This window comes from Stenotrophomonas maltophilia, assembly GCF_006974125.1.
Lineage (GTDB): Bacteria > Pseudomonadota > Gammaproteobacteria > Xanthomonadales > Xanthomonadaceae > Stenotrophomonas > Stenotrophomonas maltophilia_O.
This window is the reverse complement of sequence record NZ_CP037858.1, coordinates 1,794,782-1,819,372: the sequence shown is the minus strand read 5'-3', so window position 1 is coordinate 1,819,372 and position 24,591 is coordinate 1,794,782. Positions and strand designations below refer to the sequence as shown.

The 24,591-nt window shown below is 66.8% G+C and carries 21 protein-coding genes; 14 read left to right on the top strand and 7 right to left on the bottom strand.

Annotated features, from left to right (window positions below):
- The first annotated feature begins 24 nt into the window (after positions 1–24).
- Positions 25–1,398 carry an ATP-dependent protease ATPase subunit HslU gene (gene hslU, locus EZ304_RS08225; protein WP_071305873.1) on the top strand — a complete coding sequence of 458 codons (1,374 nt, stop codon included), beginning with the start codon at positions 25–27 and terminating at the stop codon, positions 1,396–1,398.
- Between the two features lie 52 nt (positions 1,399–1,450).
- Here the strand turns inward: hslU and EZ304_RS08220 are convergent, their stop codons facing one another.
- Entirely contained in the window at positions 1,451–2,443 is a 993-nt protein-coding gene (locus tag EZ304_RS08220; RefSeq protein WP_142806771.1) for a Gfo/Idh/MocA family protein, read from the bottom strand.
- Positions 2,444–2,488: 45 nt separating this feature from the next.
- Complete coding sequence (smeT, locus tag EZ304_RS08215; RefSeq protein ID WP_142806770.1) at positions 2,489–3,148, bottom strand: efflux transporter SmeDEF transcriptional repressor SmeT; 660 nt, start codon at positions 3,146–3,148, stop codon at positions 2,489–2,491.
- 226 nt (positions 3,149–3,374) lie between these two features.
- Between smeT and smeD the strand changes: the two genes are divergently transcribed.
- Genes smeD through smeF form a run of 3 tightly spaced genes read left to right on the top strand, consistent with a single transcriptional unit; the run spans position 3,375 to position 9,152 of the window.
- Positions 3,375–4,559 carry a multidrug efflux RND transporter periplasmic adaptor subunit SmeD gene (gene smeD, locus EZ304_RS08210; RefSeq protein ID WP_142806769.1) on the top strand — a complete coding sequence of 395 codons (1,185 nt, stop codon included), beginning with the start codon at positions 3,375–3,377 and terminating at the stop codon, positions 4,557–4,559.
- Positions 4,560–4,571: 12 nt separating this feature from the next.
- Positions 4,572–7,694 carry a multidrug efflux RND transporter permease subunit SmeE gene (smeE, locus tag EZ304_RS08205; protein ID WP_142806768.1) on the top strand — a complete coding sequence of 1,041 codons (3,123 nt, stop codon included), beginning with the start codon at positions 4,572–4,574 and terminating at the stop codon, positions 7,692–7,694.
- A 57-nt stretch (positions 7,695–7,751) separates the two neighbouring features.
- Positions 7,752–9,152 (top strand): multidrug efflux RND transporter outer membrane subunit SmeF, encoded by a 1,401-nt coding sequence (gene smeF, locus EZ304_RS08200; RefSeq protein ID WP_142806767.1) that lies wholly within the window; start codon positions 7,752–7,754, stop codon positions 9,150–9,152.
- Positions 9,153–9,235: 83 nt separating this feature from the next.
- On the opposite strand, the gene EZ304_RS08195 is transcribed toward smeF, so the two are convergent.
- The 4 genes from EZ304_RS08195 to EZ304_RS08180 all read right to left on the bottom strand — a co-directional run bounded on the left by EZ304_RS08195 (position 9,236) and on the right by EZ304_RS08180 (position 11,036).
- Positions 9,236–9,658 carry a low affinity iron permease family protein gene (locus EZ304_RS08195; RefSeq protein WP_032129005.1) on the bottom strand — a complete coding sequence of 141 codons (423 nt, stop codon included), beginning with the start codon at positions 9,656–9,658 and terminating at the stop codon, positions 9,236–9,238.
- Positions 9,659–9,722: 64 nt separating this feature from the next.
- The gene (locus EZ304_RS08190) at positions 9,723–10,049 is read right to left on the bottom strand and encodes a hypothetical protein (RefSeq protein ID WP_014038526.1); all 327 of its coding nucleotides are present in this window, start codon (positions 10,047–10,049) and stop codon (positions 9,723–9,725) included.
- A 75-nt stretch (positions 10,050–10,124) separates the two neighbouring features.
- On the bottom strand, positions 10,125–10,385 hold the full coding sequence (locus tag EZ304_RS08185; RefSeq protein WP_142806766.1) for a hypothetical protein: 261 nt from the start codon (positions 10,383–10,385) through the stop codon (positions 10,125–10,127).
- 198 nt (positions 10,386–10,583) lie between these two features.
- Positions 10,584–11,036, bottom strand: a complete 453-nt coding sequence (locus EZ304_RS08180) for a nucleoside deaminase (protein WP_049399252.1) — start codon at positions 11,034–11,036, stop codon at positions 10,584–10,586.
- An 80-nt stretch (positions 11,037–11,116) separates the two neighbouring features.
- On the opposite strand from EZ304_RS08180, the gene ubiE reads away from it, so the two are divergent.
- From ubiE to EZ304_RS08160, 4 genes are all read left to right on the top strand, one after another.
- The gene (ubiE, locus tag EZ304_RS08175) at positions 11,117–11,878 is read left to right on the top strand and encodes a bifunctional demethylmenaquinone methyltransferase/2-methoxy-6-polyprenyl-1,4-benzoquinol methylase UbiE (protein WP_006471026.1); all 762 of its coding nucleotides are present in this window, start codon (positions 11,117–11,119) and stop codon (positions 11,876–11,878) included.
- A 248-nt stretch (positions 11,879–12,126) separates the two neighbouring features.
- Positions 12,127–14,055 carry a M1 family metallopeptidase gene (locus EZ304_RS08170; protein ID WP_142806765.1) on the top strand — a complete coding sequence of 643 codons (1,929 nt, stop codon included), beginning with the start codon at positions 12,127–12,129 and terminating at the stop codon, positions 14,053–14,055.
- Between the two features lie 126 nt (positions 14,056–14,181).
- Entirely contained in the window at positions 14,182–14,913 is a 732-nt protein-coding gene (locus EZ304_RS08165; protein ID WP_099551164.1) for a hypothetical protein, read from the top strand.
- On the top strand, positions 14,913–15,536 hold the full coding sequence (locus tag EZ304_RS08160; RefSeq protein WP_142806764.1) for an HAD family hydrolase: 624 nt from the start codon (positions 14,913–14,915) through the stop codon (positions 15,534–15,536). The genes EZ304_RS08165 and EZ304_RS08160 overlap by 1 nt, the downstream gene beginning before the upstream one ends.
- Before the next feature lie 179 nt (positions 15,537–15,715).
- On the opposite strand, the gene EZ304_RS08155 is transcribed toward EZ304_RS08160, so the two are convergent.
- Positions 15,716–16,654, bottom strand: coding sequence for a carbohydrate kinase family protein (locus EZ304_RS08155; RefSeq protein WP_142806763.1), 939 nt, complete (start codon positions 16,652–16,654; stop codon positions 15,716–15,718).
- A gap of 284 nt (positions 16,655–16,938) precedes the next feature.
- Here EZ304_RS08155 and EZ304_RS08150 point away from each other — a divergent pair, with 284 nt between their 5' ends.
- From EZ304_RS08150 to rodA (EZ304_RS08125), 6 genes are all read left to right on the top strand, one after another.
- A complete protein-coding gene (locus tag EZ304_RS08150) occupies positions 16,939–17,985 on the top strand; it encodes a rod shape-determining protein (protein ID WP_005419402.1) in 1,047 nt (348 codons plus the stop codon).
- Positions 17,986–18,106: 121 nt separating this feature from the next.
- Positions 18,107–19,411 (top strand): rod shape-determining protein MreC, encoded by a 1,305-nt coding sequence (mreC, locus tag EZ304_RS08145; RefSeq protein ID WP_142806762.1) that lies wholly within the window; start codon positions 18,107–18,109, stop codon positions 19,409–19,411.
- Complete coding sequence (gene mreD / locus EZ304_RS08140) at positions 19,408–19,893, top strand: rod shape-determining protein MreD (RefSeq protein ID WP_142806761.1); 486 nt, start codon at positions 19,408–19,410, stop codon at positions 19,891–19,893. Before mreC ends, mreD begins: the two co-directional genes overlap by 4 nt.
- 3 nt (positions 19,894–19,896) lie before the next feature.
- On the top strand, positions 19,897–21,978 hold the full coding sequence (gene mrdA / locus EZ304_RS08135; protein WP_142806760.1) for a penicillin-binding protein 2: 2,082 nt from the start codon (positions 19,897–19,899) through the stop codon (positions 21,976–21,978).
- On the top strand, positions 21,975–23,087 hold the full coding sequence (gene rodA / locus EZ304_RS08130) for a rod shape-determining protein RodA (RefSeq protein WP_099551168.1): 1,113 nt from the start codon (positions 21,975–21,977) through the stop codon (positions 23,085–23,087). Before mrdA ends, rodA (EZ304_RS08130) begins: the two co-directional genes overlap by 4 nt.
- Before the next feature lie 137 nt (positions 23,088–23,224).
- Positions 23,225–24,304, top strand: a complete 1,080-nt coding sequence (gene rodA / locus EZ304_RS08125; protein WP_185959222.1) for a rod shape-determining protein RodA — start codon at positions 23,225–23,227, stop codon at positions 24,302–24,304.
- Positions 24,305–24,591 lie beyond the last annotated feature (287 nt).

The following is a 24,591-nucleotide window of genomic DNA, read 5'->3' as shown; positions in this document are numbered from 1 at the left end:
GACACTGAATCCGTGAGCACATCCATGTCGAAGATCGAAGTTTCCTCCGCCACCATGACCCCGCGCGAGATCGTGCAGGAACTGGACCGGCATATCGTGGGCCAGCACGACGCCAAGCGCGCGGTGGCCATTGCCCTGCGCAACCGCTGGCGCCGCATGCAGCTGGTGCCGGAGCTGCGCAATGAAGTGATGCCGAAGAACATCCTGATGATCGGCCCCACCGGCGTCGGCAAGACCGAGATCGCGCGTCGCCTGGCCACGCTGGCCAACGCGCCGTTCGTGAAGGTCGAAGCGACCCGTTTCACCGAAGTCGGCTACGTCGGCAAGGATGTCGAGCAGATCATCCGTGACCTGGCCGATACCGCAGTGAAGTTGTACCGCGAGCAGGCCAAGGTGCGCGTGCGCACCCAGGCCGAAGAGCGTGCCGAAGACCGCATCCTCGATGCGCTGCTGCCGCGCCGCAGCGGTGGCATCGGTTTCGATCCGGAAGTCGCCCGCAATGAACCGTCGGCACAGGACAACGAGACCCGCATCAAGTTCCGCAAGATGCTGCGCAACGGTGAGCTGGACGAGCGCGAGATCGAGCTCGACCTGGCCGCCAACGTCAGCATGGACATCATGACCCCGCCGGGCATGGAGGAAATGGGCCAGCAGCTGAAGTCGATGTTCGCCAACCTCGGCGGTGGTGCCAAGGCGCACAAGCGCACGCTGACCATCAAGGCCGCGCGTCCGCTGCTGGTGGAAGAAGAGGCCGGCAAGCTGGTCAACGAAGACGATATCCGCACCGCGGCCATCGAAGCCTGCGAGCAGCACGGCATCGTCTTCATCGACGAGATCGACAAGGTCGCCAAGCGCGGCGATAACGTGGGCGGAGGCGACGTCTCCCGCGAAGGCGTGCAGCGCGACCTGCTGCCGCTGGTGGAAGGCTCCAACGTGTCCACCAAGTACGGCACGATCAAGACCGACCACATCCTGTTCATCGCCTCTGGTGCGTTCCACCTGGCCAAGCCCAGCGATCTGATCCCGGAGCTGCAGGGCCGCTTCCCGATCCGCGTCGAGCTGGGCGCGCTGAGCAAGGGCGACTTCGTGCGCATCCTGACCGAGCCGAAGGCCGCGCTGACCAAGCAGTACGAAGCGCTGCTGGCTACCGAAGGCGTCAAGGTCAGCTTCACCGCCGACGCCATCGAGCGCCTGGCCGAGATCGCCTTCCAGGTGAACGAGCGGCAGGAGAACATCGGCGCCCGTCGCCTGCACACCGTGCTGGAACGCCTGCTGGATTCGCTCAGCTACGAGGCACCGGACCGCGATGGTGAGACCCTGGCCATCGACAGTGCTTATGTCGATGCGCACCTGGGCGAGCTGGTGCAGGACCCGGACCTGAGCCGCTACATCCTGTAGTGCCGACGCTGCAAAGCATGAGGCCGCCGAAAGGCGGCCTTTTTGTTGGCGGTCAGTGCGGGTGTAGGGCGCGGTAGACCTGCAGCACCTGGTCGATCACCGCGCTGGTGCGCGCGGCGCTGATGCCGGTCGACGGTGAGCGCCCTTTGCCGCGCAGCTCGTCCACGAGGGTGGCGATCAATGGCTGCTGGATCGACCGCGGGTTCGGGATATCGAATGCCTGCACGCCCGCTTCGGTCTCCAGAACCACCGGAACGTCCTCGAACGTGGCAAAGCGCAGCTGCCCGTGGTCGCCGGTGATCTCGATCTCATCCTGGCGGCGGAAGGCGCAGAAACTCCATTGCGCGATGCCGTGCGCGCCCGCCCCGGTGCGGAAGCACATCGAGACGCTGTCCTCGGCGGGGTAGGCGCCAGTCAACGAACTGGCCAGGCCACGCACTTCGCTCAGTGGCCCCAGCAGATGGTCGAGCAGGTCCAGGGTATGCGAGCCCAGATCGACGAACAGGCCGCCGCCGGCGATCGCCGGGTTGGTCCGCCAGAAGTCCGGCGATGCGGCGTTCGCCGAATGCGGCCGATGCAGGGTGGCGCGCACGCTGCGCGGTGTGCCGATCGTGCCGTTGTCCAGCAGCTGCTTCACCTGGGCGAAGCGGGGCAGGGCGCGGCGGTAATAGGCCACGAACACCGGCACGCCGCTGCTGGCGCTGGCTTCAATGATGCGCTGGCACTCGCCGTGGTCCATGGCCATCGGCTTTTCGATGTAGACCGGCTTGCCTGCGGCTATCGCCTGCAGCGCGTACTGCATGTGCGTCGAGGGTGGCGTGGCGACGTACACCGCGTTCACTTCCGGATCGGCGATGAGCGCATCGGCGTCCGCGTACCAGCGGGGAATGGCATGGCGCCGCGCGTAATCCTCGGCCAACGCCGCATTGCGGCGCATGACCGCTGCCACCCGTGAGCCGGGTGTGCTGGCCAGGGCGGGGCCGCTCTTCTTCTCGGTGACACTGCCGCAGCCGATGAAGCCCCACACCACGTTGTCCAGGATCATGGGTCTGTCCTCAGATGGGTGTGGTGGTGGCGGCAGCAGCGCCACTCACGCTTCCGGCAACGGCTCGGGCACCGTTCCGGGCACGAACACGCCGTCCTTCACGTAGGCGGCCAGGGTCATGTCCAGTGCGAGCATGCCGTCGCGCTTGAGATCCATCAGGTCCGGTTCGACCATCGCCCCGTGCAGCACGCCCAGCACGGTGGCATGCAGCATGCGGGCGGCGATCTTGGGGTCGGCGCCTTCGCGCAGCTGGCCCAGGTCCTGGGCGCGGCGCAGGGCACGCTCCATCCGGTCCAGCGCATCGCGGAATCCGGCCTGCTGCATTTCGGTCAGCACCTTGGTGTCGGCCGAGGCATCGCTGCGCAGCATGATCTCCATGGTCTTGCGCAGGCGTTCGTCCTCGGACAGCTCGATGAACGAGTGGATCATCACCGCGCGCAGGTCGTGCACCGGCGTGTCGCGCTGGTCGGTGGAGGTGCGTTCCAGTTCCTGCATGAAGGGCAGGTGCACCCGTTCGACGATCGCGGCCAGCACCTCGCTCTTGTTCTTGAAGTGCCAGTACACCGCGCCACGGGTATAGCCGGCGCGGGCGCCGATCATCTCCAGCGTGGTACGGGCCACGCCGTGTTCATGGAAGCAGGCTTCGGCGGCGTCAAGGATGCCTTCCCGGGTTGCCTGGGTGTCCTCTTTGGTCTTGCGGGCCATGGGTAGGGTACGAGTGCGGGTGAAACGTGGCTGAATTGTACCGGTTTACAAACAAACAAGCATGTATGTATATTTCGTTCCCATCATTCCCGTCGTGTGCGTGGCAGGCCCGTCCGGCTCCCACTCCACCCGGGTGGGCGCTGTTCGCACGGTCTTCACCTTTGCTGGTGGAGGGTCCGCCGTATCAGCGCTGGCTGAGATCCTTTCCTCCAAGAGCCTTTCCGTCATGTTGCTGAGCCGAATCCGACCCTTTGCACTGTCGCTGGCAATCGCCGCGACCGTGGCTGCCTGCGGCGGCCAACCCCAGGCCCCCGAGCAGGGCCCGGGTGACGTCACCGTAGTCACGCTGAAGTCCGAGACCGTGGGCCTGACCCGCGAACTGCCGGGCCGTACCAATGCCTTCCTGGTTGCTGAAGTGCGTCCGCAGGTCAACGGCATCGTCGCCAAGCGCCTGTTCACCGAAGGCGGCATGGTCAAGGCCGGCGAGCCGCTGTACCAGATCGAAGACGCCAGCTACCGCGCCCAGGCCAACAGCGCCCGCGCCCAGCTGGCCCGTGCCGAAGCCACGGCCAACGCTGCACGCCTGAGCGCCAAGCGCATCACCGAGCTGGCCAAGGTTGATGCGGTAAGCCAGCAGGATCTGGAAAACGCCGTGGCCGCGCAGAAGCAGGCCGAAGCAGACGTCGGCGCCGCCAAGGCATCGCTGGATGCGGCCAACGTCACACTGGGCTATGCCCGCATCGTCGCGCCGATCAGCGGCCGCATCGGCAAGTCCAGCGTCACCCAGGGTGCGCTGGTCAGCGCCGGGCAGGCCAATGCCCTGGCCACCGTGCAGCAGCTGGACCCGATCTATGTGGACCTGACCCAGTCTTCGGCCGAGCTGCTGCAGCTGCGTCGTGAACTGGCCGCTGGCCGCCTGCAGGACAACCAGTCGCTGCCGGTCAGCATCCTGATGGAAGACGGCAGCACCTTCGAGCACAAGGGCACGCTGGAGTTCTCCGAAGTCAGCGTCGATCCGGCTACCGGCAGCTTCGGCCTGCGCGTGAAGGTGGACAACCCGGACGGCCTGCTGATGCCGGGCACCTATGTGCGCGCGGTGATCGGTGGCGGCGTGCGCAGCGATGCGGTGCTGGTGCCGATGGCCGGCATCGCCCGCGATCCGAAGGGTGACACCTCCGCGATGGTGGTCGACAAGGACAACAAGGTCGAAGTGCGCCCGGTCAAGGTCAGCCGCACGGTTGGCGACAAGTGGCTGGTCGAGGACGGCCTGAAGGCCGGCGACAAGGTCATCGTCGAAGGCCTGCAGAAGATCGGCCCCGGCATGCCGGTCAAGGCCACCGAGAAGGGCGCTGCTCCGGCCAAGCCGGCAGCGGCCGCCCAGCCTGCCGCGCCGGCCAGCGACGCGAAGTAAGCGGAGAACCCCATGGCACGCTTTTTCATCGATCGACCCATCTTTGCATGGGTCATCGCCATCATCATCATGCTCGCCGGCGGCCTGGCCCTGTTCAAGCTGCCGGTCTCGATGTACCCCAACGTCGCACCGCCGGCGGTGGAAATCAGCGCCACCTACCCGGGTGCATCGGCCAAGGTGGTCGAGGACTCGGTGACGCAGATCATCGAGCAGAACATGAAGGGCCTTGATGGCCTGATCTACTTCTCCTCCAACAGCTCGTCCAACGGCCAGGCCACCATCACCCTGACCTTCGAGAGCGGCACCAACCCGGATATCGCCCAGGTGCAGGTGCAGAACAAGCTGCAGCTGGCCATGCCGCTGCTGCCGCAGGAAGTGCAGCGGCAGGGCATCAACGTGGCCAAGTCCAGCTCGGGCTTCCTGAACGTCATCGCGTTCGTGTCCGAGAACGGCAGCATGGACGCCAACGACATCGCCGACTATGTCGGTTCCAATGTCGTCGACCGTCTGAGCCGCGTGCCGGGCGTGGGCAACATCCAGGTGTTTGGTGGCAAGTACGCCATGCGTATCTGGCTGGACCCGAACAAGCTGCATACCTATGGCCTGTCGGTCGCGGAAGTGACCGCGGCAATCAAGGCACAGAACGCCCAGGTGGCCATCGGCCAGCTCGGCGGTGCGCCGTCGATCAAGGGCCAGCAGCTCAACGCCACCATCAACGCGCAGTCTCGCCTGCAGACCCCGGAACAGTTCCGCAACATCATCGTGCGCGGTGCGCAGGACGGTGCCGAGCTGCGCCTGGGTGATGTCGCCCGCGTCGAGCTGGGTGCGGAATCGTACGACTTCGTCACCCGCTACAACGGCCAGCCGGCCAGCGGCCTGGCGGTCACCCTGGCCACCGGCGCCAACGCGCTGGATACCGCCGCCTGCGTCGATGCCGCGCTGGAGGACATGAAGAGCTTCTTCCCGGCCGGCCTGAAGGCCGAGATCCCGTACGACACGACCCCGTTCGTGCGCGTGTCGATCAAGGGCGTGGTGCAGACCCTGATCGAAGCGATCGTGCTGGTGTTCGTGGTGATGTACCTGTTCCTGCAGAACTTCCGCGCCACCCTGATCCCGACCATCGCCGTGCCGGTGGTGTTGCTGGGTACCTTCGGTGTGCTGGCGATGCTGGGCTTCTCGGTGAACATGCTGACCATGTTCGCGATGGTGCTGGCCATCGGCCTGCTGGTGGATGATGCCATCGTGGTGGTGGAGAACGTCGAGCGCATCATGTCCGAGGAAGGACTGTCACCGCTTGAAGCGACCCGCAAGTCGATGGGCCAGATCACCGGCGCGCTGGTGGGCATCGGCCTGGTGCTGTCGGCGGTGTTCGTGCCGATGGCCTTCATGAGCGGCTCCACCGGCGTTATCTACCGCCAGTTCTCGGCCACGATCGTTTCGGCGATGGCGCTGTCGGTGCTGGTCGCGATCGTGCTGACCCCGGCGCTGTGCGCGACCATGCTCAAGCCGCTGAAGAAGGGTGAGCACCACGTCGCACACAAGGGCTGGGCCGGTCGTTTCTTCAATGGCTTCAACCGTGGCTTCGACCGCACCAGCGAAAGCTACCAGCGCGGCGTGCGCGGCATCATCCACCGTCCGTGGCGTTTCATGGGCATCGTCGCGGCGCTGTTCGTGCTGATGGGCGTGCTGTTCGTGCGCCTGCCCAGCTCGTTCCTGCCCAACGAAGACCAGGGCGTGCTGATGGCGCTGGTGCAGGCGCCGGTGGGTGCCACCCAGGAACGCACGCTGGAATCGATCGCGGCACTGGAAAACCACTTCCTGCAGAACGAAAAGGATGCGGTGGACTCGGTGTTCTCGGTGCAGGGCTTCAGCTTCGCCGGCATGGGCCAGAACGCCGGCATGGCATTCGTCAAGCTGAAGGACTGGAGCGAGCGTGATGCCGACAACGGCGTGATGCCGATCACCGGGCGCGCGATGGCAGCCCTGGGCCAGATCAAGGATGCCTTCATCTTCGCCTTCCCGCCGCCGGCCATTCCGGAGCTGGGTACTGCCTCGGGTTACACCTTCTTCCTGAAGGACAACAGCGGCCAGGGCCACGAGGCACTGGTGGCCGCGCGCAACCAGCTGCTGGGCCTCGCTGCGGGCAGCAAGAAGCTGGCCAACGTGCGCCCCAACGGCCAGGAGGACACGCCGCAGTTCCGCATCGACATCGACGCGGCCAAGGCGACCTCGCTGGGGCTGTCGATCGACCAGATCAACGGAACGCTGGCTGCAGCATGGGGCAGCTCATACATCGACGACTTCGTCGATCGTGGCCGCGTCAAGCGCGTGTTCGTGCAGGCCGACCAGCCGTTCCGCATGGTCCCGGAGGACTTCGACCTCTGGTCCGTGAAGAACGACAAGGGCGAGATGGTGCCGTTCAGCGCGTTCGCCACCAAGCACTGGGACTACGGTTCGCCGCGTCTTGAGCGCTACAACGGCGTGTCGGCCATGGAAATCCAGGGCGAGCCGGCCCCGGGTGTCGCCTCCGGTGATGCCATGGCCGAGATCGAACAGCTGGCCAAGCAGCTGCCGCAGGGCTTCGGCATCGAGTGGACGGCGATGTCCTACCAGGAGCGCCAGGCCGGCTCGCAGACGCCGCTGCTGTACACGCTGTCGCTGATGATCGTGTTCCTGTGCCTGGCCGCGATGTACGAAAGCTGGAGCGTGCCGACCGCAGTGCTGCTGGCGGCCCCGCTGGGCATCCTCGGCGCGGTGCTGGCCAACACCTTCAAGGGCCTGGAGCGCGACATCTACTTCCAGGTGGCGATGCTGACCACGGTGGGCCTGACCAGCAAGAACGCGATCCTGATCGTCGAGTTCGCCAAGGAGAACCTGGAGAAGGGCGCAGGCCTGATCGAATCGATCATGCATGCCGTGCGCGACCGCCTGCGTCCGATCGTGATGACCTCGCTGGCCTTCGGCATGGGCGTGGTACCGCTGGCGATCTCCACCGGCGCCGGCTCCGGCGCCAAGCAGGCGATCGGCACCGGCGTGCTCGGCGGCATGATCGTCGGCACCGTGCTCGGCGTGTTCTTCGTGCCGCTGTTCTTCGTGGTGGTGCAGCGCGTGTTCAAGCGCAAATCCTCCACGTAAGCGAAATGGTAGTGCCGGCCGCTGGCCGGCATTGCCTCCTGCCATCTGGCAGTACCGATGGAAGTCATTCCCATGAAAAGTGCATCCCTGTTCCTTTCCATTGCCGCCGCGCTCGCGCTGGCTGGCTGCTCCACCCTGGTGCCGAAGAACACCGCTGTTGCTCCGGCGATTCCGGCGCAGTGGCCGGCCGAGGCCGCGCAGGGCGAGGTGGCCGATGTCGCCGCCGTCGGCTGGCGCGACTTCTTCACCGATGCGCGCCTGCAGCAGGTGATCGACCAGTCGCTGCAGAACAACCGCGACCTGCGCGTGGCCGTGCTCAACGTTGAACGCGCGCGCGGCCAGTACCGCGTACAGCGCGCCGACCGCGTGCCCGGCGTGGCCGTCACCGGCCAGATGGATCGCCGTGGCACCGACGCCGGCGTCACCGAGCAGTTCACCGCTGGTGTCGGCGTGGCCGAGTTCGAGCTGGACCTGTTCGGCCGCGTGCGCAACCTCAGCGAAGCGGCGCTGCAGCAGTACTTCGCCGTGGCCGCCAACCGCCGCAACGCGCAGTTGAGCCTGGTGGCCGAGACGGCCACCGCATGGTTGACCTACGGTGCTGATGCGCAGCGGCTGAAGATCGCCGATGCCACGCTGAAGACCTACGAGGATTCGCTGCGCCTGGCCGAGGCCCGCCACGAACGTGGTGGCAGTTCGGCGCTGGAGCTGACCCAGACCCGTACCCTGGTCGAGACCGCACGTACGGACGCTGCACGCCTGCGTGGCCAGCTGGCCCAGGACCGTAATGCGCTGGCGTTGCTGGCCGGTGGCCAGCTGGATCCGGCACTGCTGCCGGACAGCATCGCACCGCAATTGCTTGCACTGGCACCGCCGCCGGCCGGTCTGCCCAGCGACGTGCTGCTGCAGCGCCCGGACATCATGGCCGCCGAACACCAGTTGCTGGCCGCCAACGCCAACATCGGTGCGGCACGCGCAGCGTTCTTCCCGAGCATCTCGCTGACCGGCAGCATCGGCAGTGGCTCGAGCGAACTGTCCAACCTGTTCGACAGCGGAACGCGTGTGTGGAGTTTCCTGCCGAAGATCACCCTGCCGATCTTCCAGGGCGGCAAGCTGCGCGCCAACCTCGCCATCGCCAATGCGGATCGCGATATCGCGCTGGCGCAGTATGAGAAGTCGATCCAGGTGGGTTTCCGCGAAACCGCCGATGCGCTGACATTGAATGTCAGCCTGGATGAGCAGGTGAGTTCACAGCAGCGCCTGGTGGAAGCGGCCGAACAGGCCAACCGCCTGTCGCAGGCCCGCTACGACGCGGGGCTGGACAGCTTCGTCACCCTGCTCGATGCGCGGCGTACCGCCTACAACGCGCAGCAGACCCAGCTGCAGGCGCAGCTGGCGCAGCAGGCCAACCGCATCACCCTGTACAAGGTGCTGGGCGGCGGCTGGCACGAGCGCAGCTGAAGGACAGCCGGCCAGCGGCCGGCTCTACCTTGATGATCGATGGTAGTGCCGGCCGCTGGCCGGCATTGTCATTTCAGGATCTGCTACACCGCTTCATCGTCGCGCCGCGCTGCATGGCAGGCGCGCACCCGCGCCAGCGCGTCGCCGGCTTCGCGCGCCATCTGCTCGTACTCGCGACGGATCTCTTCCAGCCGCTCCTCGTCCAGTTCTTCCAGATCCAACAATTCGTTGTTGGCTTCGGCCGTCGCCCGGATCAGCTCGTCCAGCTTGATCTGCATGGCGGCGGTATCCGCGTTCTGCGTGTGCTGGATCAGGAACACCATCAGGAAGGTGATGATGGTGGTGCCGGTATTGATCACCAGCTGCCAGGTGTCGTTGAAACCGAACACCGGGCCACTGATGCCCCAGATCACCACGATCGCTACCGCGGCCAGGAAGGTCCACGGCGAGCCGGTGGCGGCCGCGGCCTTCTTGGCGATCGTATTGAACAGGTTGCGTGCTTTCATCGTCGTCGTCCCACTCAGGTGACGAGGATGATCGGCAGTGGCTCGTGCAGGGGCCGTGCAGCCGTCAGGCGCGCAGGCGTGGCGCGTCCTGCAGGCGCACCGGGCTGGTCTGGTAGACGTGCTGCCAGCAACGATCAACGAATTCGCGGGCCTGGGCTTCGCTCAGGCGCGGCATGATCTGCAGGGCGTACTGGGTCTGGAACATCTCGTCGCGCTGCGCATTGCTGGCGCGCGGCTGGGTGATCAGCGAATCACAGGCGAACTTGATCCACGGTACGTAGGAGCCGAACGAGTTGTGCGGTAGTGCGCCGTCGGCATGCTGGCGGCGCCAGTGGTCAAGCTCGGCGTCAACGTTGATGACCGGGGGAATGGTGGGGACTTCGGCGTGCATGACAATCCAGTTCGGTTGAGTGGAAAGGGAGTGGGGGTTCATCCGAGTGTGGCCGATGAGGCAGTGGATGCCGCGTCAGCGCGATGTGCAGCTGGCGTTGCGATTGCCTACCAGTTGCGCGTGCTCGACCGCGCCGAGGTCTTCGGCCATGTCGGCCATCGCATTGCACAGGCGCTCATGGTCGAGCGGGTGGCCGCGTACCAGTTCCAGCTGCAGGCTCTGGTAGGCGGTCCAGAACAGCGCGCCACGCTGGTGCAGCGCGTACTGCTGCTGCAGGCGCTTGCGGATGGCGTCGAGGATCGGGTCGGGCGTGGGGCGTACGGCGTGCGCGCACATGGCTGGCTCCGCCGGGGAAAGGAGTCCCGGTAACCCCACCCTAGGCGCGGCGGCCGGGTGGGGTGTTACCGCAGCGTGTGCACGTTGCGCAGCTGACTGTGCACGGGTTCACGGCAATGGCCGCAAATGCCGCCGGCACTAGGGCGTGCCGGCACTGAAGCGTTCATTAAGCGGGTTCAACAGGACACTGCACGGTGCTCATTCACCGATGTCTTCGTTCCAGATCTCCGGATGCTGCGCAATGAAGCCGCCCAGCAGGTCCACGCATTCCTGGTTGTCCAGGTCGATCACGTTGACGCCGTTCTCGCGCAACCAGTCGATGCCGCCCTGGAAGGTGCGCGATTCGCCCACCACCACGGTGCCGATGTTGAACTGGCGCACCAGCCCCGAGCAGTACCAGCACGGGGCCAGGGTGGTGACCATGATGGTGTCCTGGTAACGGCGCTGGCGACCGGCCTTGCGGAACGCATCGGTTTCGCCATGCACCGACGGGTCGCCTTCCTGCACGCGGCGGTTGTGGCCGCAGCCGAGCAGGCGGCCGTCGTTGTGGTACAGCGCCGCGCCGATCGGCACGCCGCCTTCGGCCAGCCCCTGGCGGGCTTCGGCAATGGCGGTCTGCAGCAGGGCCTGGTAGTCGGGCGTGGTGATCATGCGGGGCTCCGGTAAGTCGTGGCCCGCCATGATACGGGCAGGGGGTGCCGCTGGCCCCCGGCGGTGCGATAATCGGGGCCATGAGCGAATCCCCCTACAAAGCCGGTACCACCCATTTCGGGTTCCGCGACGTCGCCGCCAAGGACAAGCAGAAGCTGGTCGGCCAGGTGTTCACCTCGGTCGCGCGCAACTACGACCTGATGAACGACCTGATGAGCCTGGGCGTGCACCGGGCGTGGAAGCGCTACTACGTGGCTACCGCGCAGGTGAAGCCGGGCGACCGCGTGCTCGATCTGGCAGGCGGCACCGGCGACATCGCCGCCCTGCTGAAGGAGCGCGTCGGCGCCGAGGGCTCGGTGGTGCTGGGCGACATCAACGCCGGCATGCTGTCGGTCGGCCGTGACCGCCTGACCAACCGCGGCCTGGTGCTTGGCCTGGACTACGTGCAGTGCAACGCCGAAGCCCTGCCGTTCCCGGACAACAGCTTCGACCTGGTCACCATCGCCTTCGGCCTGCGCAACGTGACCGACAAGGACGCTGGCCTGCGCGAGATGTACCGCGTGCTGAAGGTGGGCGGCCAGGCCCGCGTGCTGGAGTTCTCCGAAGTCACCGCGGACTGGTTCAAGCCGATCTACGACTTCCACTCGTTCAGGATCCTGCCCAAGCTGGGCAAGCTGTTCGCCAACGATTCGGACAGCTACCAGTACCTGGCCGAGAGCATCCGCAAGCACCCGCCGCAGGATGAACTGAAGGCGATGATGGGGCAGGCCGGCTTCGAGCGCTGCCACTACAAGAACCTGACCGGCGGCATCGTTTCGATCCACTCCGGCTACAAGCTGTAAGCCCTGCTCTGGTGGGTGCCAACCTTGGTTGGCACTCGCCCGCTGCGGGTATCTGCTCTGGTAGGTGCCAACCTTGGTTGGCACAGCGCAGGCCGCGAGCGATGAAAGATCCGTGCCAACCAAGGTTGGCACCTACCCAGGGTGCCGCCGCAGGATCGGCCTTGGCCGCCATTACCCCGCACCGCGCAACGCCTGCCGGGCCGGAGGGAGGTACCATTGGGGTTTGATCCCCGTAACGGTCCCGATTCATGCGTAATCCGCTGATGCTCCTTCCGCTGGCCGTGGCCCTGGCCGCCGGCTGCTCCCAGGAGGCGGCCGCGCCCGCCGCCGCCCCGACTGCCGAAAAGGCCCCTGCCGCTCCCGTGAACGCCGAGAACCGCAGCCACGACGAAAGCTCGTACGCCGAGCCGGACAAGGTCGTCATCAAGGACATCGCGCTGGATCTGAAGCTGGACTTCGACCAGAAGCAGATAGGCGGCACCGCCACCTACACCCTGGAATGGAAGCAGAAGGACGCCAAGCAGCTGGTGCTCGACACCCGCGAGCTGACCGTGTCCAAGGTCGAGGCCGTTGCCGCCGATGGCGCGCGCAGCCCGCTGAAGTTCGAGCTGGCCGCCGCTGACAAGGTGTTCGGCAGCAAGCTGACCATCGAGGCCCCGGAACAGCCGGCCAAGGTGGAAGTGACCTACCACACCGCACCGACCGCCTCGGGCCTGCAGTGGCTGGCGCCGTCGATGACCGAGGGCAAGAAGCTGCCCTTCATGTTCAGCCAGTCGCAGGCCATCCATGCCCGCTCCTGGGTGCCGCTGCAGGACACCCCGAGCGTGCGCTTCACCTACAGCGCGCACGTGGTCTCGCGCCCGGACGTGATGGTGCTGATGAGCGCCGACAATGATCCGAAGGCCGCGCGTGATGGTGACTACACCTTCAAGATGCCGCAGCCGATTCCGTCCTACCTGCTGGCCATCGCCGCCGGCGACCTGGTGTTCGAGCCGATCTCCGGCCGCTCCGGCGTCTGGGCCGAGCCGACCATGGTCAACAAGGCCGCCAAGGAATTCGAAGACACCGAGAAGATGATCGGTGCCGCCGAGAAGCTGTACGGCGAATACCGCTGGGGCCGCTACGACATGCTGGTGCTGCCGCCGTCGTTCCCGTTCGGCGGCATGGAAAACCCGCGCCTGACCTTCGCCACCCCGACCGTGATCGTCGGCGACAAGTCGCTGGTCTCGCTGGTTGCCCACGAACTGGCGCACAGCTGGTCGGGCAACCTGGTGACCAATGCCAGCTGGAAGGACATCTGGCTCAACGAAGGCTTCACCACCTACGTCCAGGGCCGCATCACCGAAGCCCTGTACGGCAAGGAGATGGCCGAGATGGAGAAGCAGATCGACCAGACCGACCTGCTGGCCGAAGTGAAGGACATGAGCCCGGCCGATCAGGCACTGGCGCTGCCGCCGCTGAACGAGCGTGACCCCGACGAAGCCCTCAGCCAGGTCGCCTACGTCAAGGGTTCGTGGTTCCTGGAGTTCCTGGAACAGCGCTTCGGCCGCGAGACCTTCGATCCGTTCCTGCGTGGCTGGTTCGATGATCACGCCTTCCAGAGTGCGAACACCGACCAGTTCGTCGAGTACCTGAAGAAGAACCTGCTGCCGAAGAATCCGTCGGCCGTGACCGAGGCCGAACTGAAGGCGTGGCTGGACGAGCCGGGCATCCCGGCGTTCGCGGCCAAGGCGCAGTCGCGCAACTTCAGCAGCGTCGATACCGCGCGCATCGCCTTCGCCAGCGCCGGCACCGTGCCCAGCAGCCAGGTCATCGCCGACTGGAGCACGCAGGAATGGGTGCGCTTCATCGATGGCCTGGGCGCGACCCAGCCGCTGGACAAGCTGGCCACGCTGGACAAGGCCTTCCACTTCACCGGCACCCCGAATGGCGAGATCGCCATGCGCTGGTACCCGTTGGCGATCCGCAGCGGCTACGAGCAGGCCAATGAAGGCGCCGCCGCGTTCATCGAGCGCGTCGGCCGTCGCAAGCTGATCCTGCCGATCTACGCCGAACTGGTGAAGACCCCGAAGGGGCTGGAGCTGGCCAAGCAGGCCTTCGAAAAGGCCAAGCCGGGCTACCACCCGATCACCACCGCCTCGGTGCAGGACATGCTGGCCAAGGCTGAAGCCAAGTAAGCGGTAGTGCGGCCGCTGGCCGGCAACCGGTCACGGCTTCACCAGCAACGGCGGGGAAACCCGCCGTTGCTGTATCCGCTTTTCGCTGCCGATAGAATCGGGATGCACTCGCATAGGACCTCTGCCATGAAACGACTGATCCTGCTCACCGCCTGTACCCTGGCCCTGGCCGCCTGCAGCAATCCCGAGGAGGAGCGCAAGGCGCAGGAAGCCGCCGCGGCGGCCGTGCAGGCGCAGAAGGAGGCCAAGGCCGACGACGTGGCCAAGCAGTACGACATGGCCGTAGCTGCGCAGGACTGGGAGCGCGCGCGCCTGCATGGTGCCTCGCTGCTGGACCAGTACAAGGACACCGCCGCCGCTGAGCGCATCGCGGCCGGTTTCGATGAAGTAAAGGCCAAGGGCGATGCCGCGCGCGACCTGCGCCGCATGCAGGGGCTGTGGCAGTACAACCAGATTCCGGTCGGCAGCAAGGGCAACCAGGTCTCGGCGTCGATCTACAGCAAGGAACGGGTGGATGTGGACGGCAGTGGTGCCAAGCCGGTGCAGCTGGTGTTCCGCGATCACCCTGAGTGGAAGCGGCACGCCTACCTGGTGCTGCAGGCCGGTGATTTCCGCTGTCCGCAATGCACGGTGAAGGTGACCGTGGACGACGGCAAGCCCGTGTCGATGGCGGCCTGGCGCCCGAAGACCGATGAAGCCATTGCGATGTTCATCACCGACCAGAAGGCGCTGTGGAAGCTGGCGCGCAAGGGCAAGTCGATCAGCATCGAGTTCCCGGTCAAGGCCGGCGGCACGCGCACGGCCGTGTTCGAAACCGGCGGTGTCGACGCCAGCCGCATGCCGCAGTGGTGGCAGTGATGATCGCGACGGGCAGCGCAGTGCACGCGTTGTCCGCGATCCGGCACTGGGTGTTCGACATGGACGGCACGCTGACGGTAGCCGTGCATGATTTCGCCGCGATCCGCCGCGCACTGCAGATCGCCGCCGAGGAAGACATCCTCGACCATATCGCGGCGCTGCCGGAGGCACCGGCGCAGGCCAAGCGCGCGTGGCTGCTGGATCACGAGCGCGCGCTGGCCGAGGACGCGCTGCCGGCGCCGGGCGCGGTGAAGCTGCTGCGCGCGCTGGCGGCGGCTGGCTGCCGGCTGGGCATCCTGACCCGCAACGACCACGCGCTGGCGAAGCTGACGCTGGAGGCGATCGGGGTCGGCGAGTTGTTCGACGATGCCGACATCATCGGCCGCGATGAAGCGGTGCCCAAGCCGTCACCGGATGGCCTGCAGCAGCACCAGCGGCGCTGGGGCGTGGCGGCCGCGGACATGGTGATGGTGGGTGACCACGCCTACGACCTGGAGTGCGGCCGCGCTGCGGGCACGCACACCGTGCTGGTCAACCTGCCGGAGAACCCGTGGCCGGACCGTGCCGACTGGCATTTCGCCGATTGCCGAGCGTTGCTGGCGGCCTGGCAGCAGAAGGGGTAGTGCCGGCCGCTGGCCGGCAGTGTCGACCCAGGTCGACACCCACCAGGGCACAGCGTGTCGACCAAGGTCGACACCTACCAACAGCATTCCCAGCAGCGCATCGGGTGGAAAGCCCCCTTGGTGTTCAAGGGGGCGCGCCGAAGGCGCGGGGATAAGGTGGAATGCGCGGGCAGTTCGGTTTACGCGCCCAGCGCGTAACCGAACTGCTGCTTGAACTGCTCGTTGAACTCATCGAAGGTGAAGCGCTGGTTCTGCGTGCCCGGGTGCTCGACCTTCAGCGCGCCCATCAGGTTGCCCATGCGGCCGATGGTCAGCCAGTCGTAGCCCTTCTGGATGCCGTAGATCAGGCCGGCGCGGAAGGCGTCGCCACAGCCGGTCGGGTCGACCACGCGGCGCTCGTGCGCCGGCGGGATGTCGTAGCTCTTTTCCGGGGTGTGGATGACCGCGCCCTTGGGGCCGCGGGTGGTGATGTAGGCCTTGACCCGGCTGACGATCTCCTTCTCGTCCCAGCCGGTGCGCTCCTGCAGCAGGTTCGACTCGTAGTCGTTGACCACCACGTAATCGGCCTGATCGATGAAGGCGCGCAGCTCCGGGCCGTTGAACAGCGGCATGGCCTGGCCCGGGTCGAAGATGAACGGAATGCTGTCTTCGTGGAATTCCTGCGCGTTCTGGATCATGCCTTCGCGGCCGTCCGGGCCGACCAGGCCCAAGGTCACGCCCGGTACGCCACGCACGTGGTTCTCGTAGGAACGCATCATCGCGCCCGGGTGGAAGGCGGTGATCTGGTTGTTGTCGTGGTCGGTGGTGATGAACGCCTGCGGGGTGAACAGCTCGTCGATCACGCGCACGCGCGACAGGTCGATGCCCAGGCCTTCGAAGTACTCGCGGTACGGGCCGAAGTCCGAACCCACGGTGCCCATCGGGATCGGCTGGCCGCCCAGCAGGTGCAGGTTGTAGGCGATGTTGCCGGCACAGCCGCCGAACTCGCGGCGCATGCGGGGGACCAGGAACGACACGTTCAGGATGTGCACCTTGTCCGGCAGGATGTGATTCTTGAACTGGTCCGGGAACACCATGATGGTGTCGAAGGCAAGAGAACCACAGATCAGAGCGGACATCGATGTAAGCCTATGCGGTGAATTTTTGGGATGGGCCGGCCCGGTTCGGCGGGCAAGCAAACGGCGCCCTTGGGCGCCCGACGGCGCAAAGGTTACCCGCTGGTGCCGCTCAGGGCCAGAACCGGGTGAGACCCGATCAGGCCGAAAGCCTGTGAAGACGCGGGTTCAGCTAGTTTTTTCCTTGCTCGGCGGCAGGCGGGTTGCTAGGCTTGTCGGCCTCGATTTCTGCCCATTTTTTCGCCATCCCGCGGCGGGCACGACACCCCTCAGGACTCCTTCCTCAGATGTTCAAGAAACTCCGTGGCATGTTCTCCAACGACCTGTCCATCGACCTGGGCACGGCCAACACCCTCATCTACGTGCGCGGGCAGGGGATCGTGCTGAACGAGCCATCGGTCGTGGCCGTGCGCCAGGATCGTGCCATCGGTGGCACCCGCTCGGTGGCAGCCGTAGGCGCCGAAGCCAAGCAGATGCTTGGCCGTACCCCGGGCCACATCACCACCATCCGCCCGATGAAGGACGGCGTCATCGCCGACTTCACCTATACCGAGGCGATGCTCAAGCACTTCATCAAGAAGGTGCACAAGTCGCGCGTGCTGCGCCCGAGCCCGCGCGTGCTGGTCTGCGTGCCGGCCGGTTCGACCCAGGTCGAGCGCCGCGCGATCAAGGAATCGGCCGAGGAAGCCGGTGCCCGTGACGTGTTCCTGATCGAAGAGCCGATGGCGGCCGCGATCGGCGCTGGCATGCCGGTCACCGAAGCGCGTGGTTCGATGGTCATCGACATCGGCGGCGGCACCACCGAAGTGGCGGTGATCTCGCTCAACGGTATCGTCTACTCGGCGTCGGTCCGCATCGGTGGCGACCGCTTCGACGAGTCGATCACCAACTACGTGCGCCGCAACCACGGCATGCTGATCGGTGAAGCCACCGCCGAGCGCATCAAGGTCGAGCTGGGCTGCGCCTACCCGCAGGCGGAAGTGATCGAGATGGAAATCTCCGGCCGCAACCTCGCCGAGGGTGTGCCGAAGATGATCAAGATCAGCTCCAACGAGGTGCTTGAAGCCCTGCATGAGCCGCTGTCGGGCATCGTCAGCGCGGTCAAGCTGGCGCTGGAGCAGACCCCGCCGGAACTCTGCGCCGACGTCGCCGAGCGCGGCATCGTGCTGACCGGTGGTGGCGCCCTGCTGCGTGACCTGGACCGCCTGATTTCCGAGGAAACCGGCCTGCACGTGCAGGTGGCGGACGATCCGCTGACCTGCGTGGCCCGCGGCGGTGGCCGTGCGCTGGAGCTGGTCGACATGCACGGCAACGAGTTCTTTGCGCCGGAATAAGCCGTCCCGGCCGTTCCTGCCCGCCGCGCCCTTCCGGGGTGCGGCCCGCCGCGATGGCGGGCCGGCACCGGCGGGGCGCCCGCGTGTTTCCCTTCCGCCTTCTGCCAGTTGAATCGTTGCCGTGCCGCCCTACGCCGGACCTCCCGTTGCTTCCCGATCCGGTGATGCTGCCAGCCCGCTGCGTCTGCTGGCTTATCTCGCACTGGCCATCACCCTGATCGTGCTTGACGACCAGGCCGGCTGGCTCGCGCAGCTGCGCGGGCAGGCCAACAGCCTGGTGCAGCCGGTATGGGCACTGGCGGGCCTGCCGGGCAAGCTCGGCAACCAGGTCAAGGACTCGGCGGCCAGCCACGGCCAGCTGGTCAACGAGAACCGTGAACTGCGCAACCAGCTGCTGCTGGCCAACGCGCGCCTGACCCGCCTGCAGACCGCCGCGCTGGACAACGCTCAGCTGCGCGAACTGCTGAACGTGGCCGAGCGCAGTGGCCTGGACGTGCAGCTGGCGCCGATCCTGGACATCGACCTGGATCCGGTGAAGCAGCGCCTGGTGCTCGACGCCGGCAGCCGCGAAGGCGTGCATGTCGGCCAGGCGGTGATCGATGCCGGCGGCCTGATGGGCCAGGTGATCAGCGTCACTGGCGGTACCTCCACCGTGCTGCTGCTGACCGACCCCGACCATGCCGTGCCGGTGACTGTGGCCCGCAACGGCGTGCGGCTGATCGTCTACGGTCGCGGCGACAAGCTGGAACTGCGCGACATCCCGCTCAGCGCCGGCGTGGAAGTGGGCGATGAGATCGTCACCTCCGGCCTCGGTGGTCGCTTCCCGGCCGGCTTCCCGGTCGGCAGCATCACCGGCCTGCGCCCGGACGATACCCACGCCTTCCTGGTCGGCGAACTGAAGCCGGCGGCCCAGCTGGACCGTGGTCGCGACGTGCTGCTGCTGCGCCCGGGTGCAGCAATTCGCTTGCCTGCGGCCAGCGAATTGCAGCCGACTGCACCTTCGGCGCAACCGGCCCGCGCACCCTCCCTTACCCCCGCGCCGTTGGCGCGCCCCCCTCAGCCGACTGCACCTTCGGCGCAACCGGCCCGCGCACCCTCCCTTACCCCCGCGCCGTTGGCGCGCCCCCCTCAGCCGACTGCACCTTCGGCGCAACCGGCCCGCGCATCCTCCCTTACCCCCGCGCCTTCAGCGCGCCCCCCTCAACAAGAGGGGGGCTCTCCACCCGATGCTGGGTCGGCTACGGTAGTGCCGGCCGCTGGCCGGCAACAGCCCTCGTCGCCGACGAGGACTGTTGCCCCCGCATCCTCCCTTAACCCCGCGCCGTCGGCGCGCCCCCTTGAACAACAAGGGGGCTCTACTCCGGCCAGCCCCACGGTAGTGCCGGCCGCTGGCCGGCAACCGACCACGCCGGAGGCCCAGCGATGAGCCGCCTGCGCGACAACCCGTGGGTATTGCCGGCCAGCCTGGTGGTGGCCCTGCTGCTGGGCCTGCTGCCGTTGCCGACGCTGCTGCAGCCGCTGCGACCGTATTGGCTGGCGCTGGTACTGGCGTACTGGGTCATCGAAGCACCCGAGCGCGTCGGCCTGGGCATCGCTTTCGCCAGCGGCGTGGTCGCCGACCTGCTGTACGGCGGCGTGCTCGGCGAACAGGCGCTGCGGCTGGTGATGCTGGCCTTCATCCTGCAACGCTTCCGTGCGCGCATCCGCTTCTTCCCGATGTCACAGCAGATGCTGGCCATCGGCGGCCTGCTGTTCAACGATCGCATCGTCAGCGCGCTGGTGCACATCCTGGTGGGTGAACCCACCCTGCCGTGGTCGTACTGGTGGGCGCCGCTGCTGGGCATGGGCCTGTGGCCGCTGGTGTTCGTGCTGCTGGACGCGGTGCGCTTCGGCAAGCGCGGGCGCTGAGCCATGATCCCGCGCCGCCAGGTCAAGAATCCGCACGCCGAAGCCGAACAGTTCCGCCGCCGTGCGGCGCTGGGTTTCCTGGGCGTGCTGGTCTGCCTGCTGGGCCTGGGCGGCTGGTACTTCAAGCTGCAGGTGCTGGACCACGACGTCTACGCCACGCGTTCGGAAGCCAACCGTATCAAGCCGCGGCCGGTGGTGCCCGGGCGCGGCATGATCTACGACCGCAACGGTCGCCTGCTGGCCGAGAACGTGCCAGCCTTCCGCCTGGATGTGACCCCGGACAAGGTCAAGGACATGGACGCCACCCTGGAAGGGCTGGCGAAGATCATCAGCATCAGCCCGGAAGAGCTGGAAGCGTTCAACAAGTCGCGCAAGGCGCGCCGCAAGTTCCTGCCGGTCACGCTGAAGCTGCGCATGAGCGACGAGGAGATGGCGCGCTTCGCCGTCGACCGTTGGCGCTTCCCCGGCGTCGAGCTGGAGCCTTACCTGACCCGGCGTTATCCGTACGGCGACCTGTTCGCGCACATCATCGGCTATGTCGGCCGCGTCGATGACAAGGATCTGGAAATCCTGGGCGAGGGCAATGCCGCGCTGACCCACATCGGCAAGTCCGGCCTGGAGCGCTATTACGAGCAACAGCTGCGCGGCAAGGTCGGCTACGAACAGGTCGAGACCAACGTGCAGGGCCGTGCGATCCGCACCATCGGCCGCGTCGCCGCGCAGTCCGGTGCCGACCTGCGGCTGTCGATCGACGCCGACCTGCAGCGCGCCATGGTGGCAGCCTTCGGTGACCAGGAAGGCTCGGCGGTGGCGATGGACCCGCGCACTGGCGAAGTGCTGGCGATGGTCAGCCTGCCGTCCTACGACCCCAACCTGTTCGTCAACGGCATTTCCCATGCCGACTTCAAGGCGCTGAACGAGAACCCGTCGCGGCCGCAGTTCAACCGCCTGGTACTCGGTGGCGTCGCGCCCGGTTCCACGTTGAAGCCGCTGATCGGCCTGGCCGGCCTGGATTCCGGCGTGCGCCGCCCGGAAGACAAGGTGTTGTCCACCGGCATGTTCTACCTGCCCGGCACCTCGCGTGGGTGGGGTGACTCGCACCGCGGCGGCCATGGCTGGACCGACCTGCGCAAATCCATCGCGCAGTCGGTCAACACCTACTACTACAAGCTGGCGCTGGACCTGGGCATCGAGCGCTTCGACCACTACATGGAGTACTACGGCTTTGGTCAGCCGACCGGTATCGACCTGACCGGCGAGATCGGCGGCATCCTGCCGTCGCCGGCGTACAAGCGGAAGAGCCGCAAGGAAGCCTGGTACCCGGGCGATACGGTCAACATCAGCATCGGCCAGGGTGACTGGAAGGTCACCCCGCTGCAGCTGGCACGGGGTGTCAGTGGGCTGGCCAACGGGCAGCTGCGCACGCCCCATCTGGTGATCCAGCAGCGCGCGGGGTTCGACCATGACTGGATGGCGACCGACCCGGGTGAGAGCAAACCGGTCAGTCCGAACCCGAACAACCTGCAGGCGGTGCGCGAAGGCATGATGGCCACCATGTTGCCTGGCGGCAGTGCGGCACGCATGGCGGCCGGCGCGCCGTACACGATGGCCGGCAAGACCGGTACCGCGCAGGTCATCAGCCGCAAGGGCACCGCTGCGGTGAATCCGAAGAGCCTGCCGATGCACCTGCGCCACCGCGCGCTGTTCGTCGGTTTCGCGCCGGTCGACCAGCCGGTGATCGCGCTGGCGATCGCGGTGGAGGGCGGCGGCTACGGCGGTGCGGCGGCCGCGCCGATCGCACGCAAGGTGTTCGACGCCTATCTGCTGGGCAAGATGCCTGAAGGCATGCAGCCGCTGGACAGCGAGCGCGGTACCACCGCGATCGGTGCGACCGCATTCGACAATGAAGATGTGGGCGCACGCCAGGCCGGTGATCTTGCTGCGGCACAGTTGGGCGAACACCCGGTGCTGGTCGGCGTGCCCGCACCGGAACCGGCACCTGCACCCGCACCACAGCCGGGGACGCCGGCTGCGGCCGCGTTGCCGGCCATGCCGCGTCCGACCACCGCGGAGCCCGCACGATGAGAGTGTTCCTGCGTTGGGCCGGCGACATGCTGCGCCGCTTCTTCAGCACGCTGGACTGGGTGTTGTGCCTGGCTTTGGGCGCGTTGATGGTGATTGGCCTGGCCACCTTGAAGAGTGCCGGTGGCGATGGCCTGGTGATGGCCCAGGGCGCGCGTTTCGCGGTGGGCATGGCCGCACTGTGGGGCATCTCGCGCGTGCCCATCCTGCGCATCCGCTCGGCCACGCCGATGATCTATGCGATCTCGATGATCCCGCTGCTGGCGGTGTTCGTGCTCGGCACCGGCAAGTATGGCCGGCAGTGGCTGGACCTGAAGTTCTTCTACCTGCAGCCGGCCGAGTTGTTGAAGGTCAGCCTGCCGATGATGGTGGCCTGGTACCTGCACAAGATGCCGCTGCCGCCGCGCTTCAACACCGTGCTGGTGGCCTTGATCATCATCGGCGTGCCGACCGGCCTGGTGATGCTGCAGCCGGACTTCGGTACCGGCGTGCTGATCGCCGCCAGCGGCGTGTTCGTGCTGCTGCTGGCGGGCCTGCCGTGGTGGTGGGTCGGCCTGGGCGTGGGCGGCGTGGCCGCGGTTGCGCCGGTGGCCTGGTTCTGGCTGCTGCGGCCGTACCAGAAGGACCGCATCATGATGTTCCTGGACCCGGAGATGGATGCGCTGGGGGCCGGCTGGAACATCATCCAGTCGAAGATCGCGATCGGTTCCGGCGGCTTCGATGGCAAGGGCTGGGGCGAGGGCTCGCAGTCCCACCTGAACTTCATTCCCGAGCAGACCACCGACTTCGCGTTCTCGGTGCTGAGCGAGGAATTCGGCTGGATCGGCGTGGCCACCGTGCTGGCGCTGTACCTGGTGGTGATCGGGCGTTGCCTGTGGATCGCCAGCCAGTCGCGTGATTCGTACTCGCGCCTGCTGGCCGGCGCCACCGGCCTGGCGTTCTTCGTCTACGTGCTGGTGAACGGCGGGATGATTTCCGGCCTGCTGCCGGTGGTGGGCGTGCCCATGCCGCTGATCAGCTACGGCGGCACTTCGGCCGTATCGCTGCTGGCCGGCTTCGGCCTGGTGATGGCGGTGCGCAGTCACAACCCGGTGCACGGCGGCTACGGGTGAGTCCGGCTGTGGGGTCAGATCCCTTTTCCCACAGGAAAAAGGATCTGACCCCACAGCTCGGCTACGGAGAGCAGAAGCACCCTGACAGCTTCACGCAAGCGCCCGTTGCTACCGTGGCGCGCGTGGAATGGAAACGAATGCTTGGCCGCTGCCGTGAGGCGGTGCGCACGATCGACCTGCCGTTGCTCGTCGCGTTGTTGATCCTGATGGGCGCGGGCCTGGCGGTGCTGCACAGCGTGTCCGGCCCGGTGGCCGGGCAGGCGGCGCGTTTTGCCTGTGGCCTGGTGGCGATGTGGCTGCTGTCGCGCGTTTCGCTGCTGCGACTGCGCGCGTGGACCCCTGCGATCTACGCGCTGTCGATGCTGCCGCTGATGGCGGTGTACGTGATCGGCACCGGCAAGTACGGGCAGCGCTGGCTCAATCTCGGCGTGTTCTACCTGCAGCCGTCCGAGCTGCTCAAGCTCAGCCTGCCGCTGATGATGGCCTGGTACCTGCATCGGCAACCGCTGCCACCGTCGCCGCGCACCGTACTGACCGCCGCCGTGCTGATCGGCGTACCGGCGGTGCTGATCCTGATGCAGCCCAACCTCGGTACCGCCACGCTGGTCACCGCCAGCGGCGTGTTCGCGCTGCTGTTGGCCGGGCTGCACTGGGGCTGGGTGGCGACCGGCGCGACGGGCCTGGCAGTGGCCGCGCCGCTGGCCTGGCTCGGCCTGTTGCGGCAGTACCAGAAGGATCGCGTGCTGACCTTCCTCGACCCGGCGGCGGATCCGCTCGGCACCGGTTGGAACATCCTGCAGTCGCGCATCGCGATCGGCTCCGGTGGCTGGGACGGGCGTGGCTGGGGGCAGGGGACGCAGGCCACGCTGGATTTCCTGCCCGAGTACACCACGGACTTCGCGTTTTCAGTGCTGGCTGAGGAGTTCGGCTGGATCGGCGTGGCCAGCGTGTTCGCGCTGTACCTGTTCGTGGTCGGGCGCTGCCTGTGGATCGCGGTGCATGCGCGGGACACGCACGCGCGGTTGCTGGCCGGCAGTCTGGGGTTGGCGTTCTGCGTCTACGTGCTGGTCAATGGCGGAATGATTTCCGGCCTGCTGCCGGTGGTGGGCATTCCGATGCCCTTGATCAGTTATGGCGGGACCTCGGCGGTCTCGCTGTTGGCCGGCATCGGACTGGTGATGGCGGTACGAGGGCACCGGCCCGTGCACGGGGGATAGGTTTCCAGCCAACGGCGCAGCCCCTCGTGGGTGGGGTCGGTCGCTGAAAGCCGGATTGCTGGGGGCTGGCCGGGTGGGTGGGCAGTGCGGGGACGCCGTGAACCCATCCATGGGGGCTTGGCCGCCGCATCCATGCGGCGGACACCCCGCACTGCCCACCCACCCGGCCGCTGACAGATTCCGTGTTCGTCCACCCACGAAAAAGAAAAAAGAAGATCAAAAGCAAAAGCGGCCTGGCGGATCGCTTCATTGCCTTGTGTAGAGCCAAGCCGTGCTCTGCTCACGAG